This window comes from Komagataeibacter nataicola, assembly GCF_003207795.1.
Lineage (GTDB): Bacteria > Pseudomonadota > Alphaproteobacteria > Acetobacterales > Acetobacteraceae > Komagataeibacter > Komagataeibacter nataicola.
The window spans coordinates 1-2,711 of record NZ_NIRT01000077.1; the positions used below are offsets into that span (position 1 = coordinate 1).

General features: G+C 56.4%; 1 protein-coding gene and 1 pseudogene. Both read left to right on the top strand.

Going from position 1 to position 2,711, the window contains the following annotated elements:
• Positions 1-1,352 (top strand): cysteine--tRNA ligase (cysS, locus tag CDI09_RS17255; protein ID WP_211308950.1); only part of this gene is annotated, 1,352 nt, incomplete at its 5' end.
• Between the two features lie 107 nt (positions 1,353-1,459).
• A pseudogene (locus CDI09_RS17260) lies at positions 1,460-2,614 on the top strand (dihydroorotase); the annotation flags it as partial.
• Between the last annotated feature and the right edge of the window lie 97 nt (positions 2,615-2,711).

Below are 2,711 nucleotides of genomic sequence, written 5' to 3' on the forward strand. Positions count from 1 at the left end.
CGCAGGTAGTACCGCGTCCCTATCTCTTAAATCGCTCATGCTTCATAGCTGAACCAGACCAGAAGTATTCAGCAAGGCGTCAGTCGCCGGGAGCTTACGTCTTTGATCTTCTGTATCGCGTCTTGCGTCAAAAATATTCGCGTGTGCTCTATGCACGTAACTTCACAGATGTCGACGACAAGATCAACGCTGAAGCCGCGCGCACGGGTCAGTCTATCAGGGTGCTCACGGATCGTTTTATTGATGCCTATCGTTCCGATATGAAGGCGTTGGGTCTGCTTACCCCCGACTTTGAACCGCGTGTGACTGACCACATTCCCGATATCATTTCGATCATCAGTCGTCTGATCGACAGGGGGCACGCCTACGTCGCGGAAGGGCATGTGCTTTTTCATGTGCCGTCTTTCGAGCAATATGGCGTTTTGTCGGGCAGGAAACAAAAAGACCTGATGGCTGGGGGGCGAGTGGAGATTGCACCGTTCAAGCATGACCCTGCCGACTTTGTGTTGTGGAAGCCATCCACTCCTGATCTTCCGGGGTGGGAGAGCCCCTGGGGCCGCGGCAGGCCCGGGTGGCATATCGAGTGCTCGGCTATGACCGAAAACCGGCTCGGTTTGCCGATTGATCTTCATGGAGGAGGGCAGGATCTTATCTTTCCCCATCATGAAAACGAAATTGCGCAAAGTGTCTCGGCGCGTGATGGCGCAGAGTATTGCAAGTTCTGGGTTCATAATGGCTTTGTCACTGTCGAGGGGAGAAAAATGTCGAAGTCCCTGGGCAATGTCGTGCTTGTTCATGATCTTCTGAAGGAAGCGGATGGAGAAGCCATCAGACTCGCGCTGCTCTCGGCGCATTATCGGCAGCCCCTGGACTGGTCGAAGGAGCTTCTTGATCGGTGCAGGCGGACTTTGCAGCGTCTGCGTCGCCTTCTTTCGGACACAGACCACCTCGCTCAGGAGGATAGTGTCGATGGCTCTACCGAACTGAGCGTGGCGCGAGCGCTTGATGATGATCTCAACACGCCGGCCGGATTGAGCACTCTGTTCGAGACCGCGCACCGTCTGCGGCGTGCAGAAGTGCCGTCCGTAAAAACCCGCCTGCGCACAGAACTGGTAGGCGGACTCCGCCTGTTGGGATTCTTGCGAAAAGAAGAGCAGACGTCATTTTCCGTCGAGTCAGACGCAATCGTATCGGACCTGGTGAGGCGACGAATCGAAGCACGCGACAGACGGGATTTTGCTGAAGCTGATCGCCTGCGAGATATGCTGCGGGGTCAAGGGATCTTTCTCGAAGACACGCCTCTGGGGACGCGTTGGCGCGTGATCGGCAGTCGGACGTCCTGTCAGAGTTAACCAGAACACGGCATGATCGTCACTATGAAGACTTCCTATCTTTCATCCGGAACGCGTGTGAAGGAACTTAAAAAGCAGAACGACCTCCAGCAGCAGGACAGGCTCCGATGTTTCATGGATTGCCCGTATCAACGGTGGAGAGCGACCTGTTCGATCTGGTTCTGAAAGGTGGGTCCGTCGTGCTGCCGGATGCGACCGTGACGACCGACGTATATGTGCGTGGGGAAATGATCGCTGCCATCGGTGGAACTGGAAAGGCGGCAGCGGAACTGGATTGCACGGGCCTGACCATTCTGCCCGGTGTGATCGACACGCAGGTGCATTTCCGGGAACCGGGAGCGACGGAGAGCGAGGATCTGGAATCCGGCAGTCGTGCTGCTGTTCTGGGAGGTGTAACGGGTGTTTTCGAAATGCCCAACACCAGGCCGACGACGTCTACGCCGGAAGCGCTGGCTGACAAGCTCGCCCGTGCCAGGAACCGTATGTGGTGCGACCATGCTTTTTATATCGGCGCGACAGTCGATAATGCCGACCGGTGCGGTGAACTCGAAAAACTTGCCGGAACAGCCGGGATCAAGGTTTTCATGGGATCTTCAACGGGAAATCTTCTGATTTCTGAAGATACCATGCTGGAGCGAGTGCTTCGTTCCGGTGTGCGCCGCGTGGCGGTTCATGCCGAGGATGAAGACCGCCTCAAAGAGCGCATGAATTTGAGAGTGGCGGGTGATGCGGCCAGCCATCCGGTGTGGCGGGACGACGAGAGTGCGCTTCGGGCGACTGATCGGGTATTACATCTGGCACGTAAAACGGGGCGCAGAGTGCACATCCTTCATGTGACGACGCCACAGGAGCTGGCTCTCATTTCCCGTCATCGGGATATTGCTAGTTGTGAACTGACTCCCCAGCATCTCACTCTTGCCGGAGAAGACGTTTATCCTCGGCTGGGTACGCTCGCGCAGATGAATCCTCCCATACGGTCGGGAGCACACAGAGACGGATTATGGCATTGGCTCGGTCAGGGAATGCCGGATGTGATCGGGTCCGATCATGCCCCTCATTCTCTGGAGTCAAAGAACAGGAGCTATCCTTCCTCTCCTTCCGGCATGCCGGGGGTGCAGACCCTGTTGCCTCTGATGCTGGATCATGTGGCCAACGAGCGACTGACGCTGCGTCGTCTGGTCGATCTGACGTCCGCCGGGCCTCAACGTCTCTTCGGTCTGGTGCGAAAGGGCCGTATTGCCGTCGGGTACGATGCGGATTTCTTCTGTGGTTACCGTCCGTTATGCAAGAGTTTTCTGACCCATATTGACGTGTGATCGTGTGCGGTCTTCTGTAAGGCCTGTTGATGTGGCCTTTCAG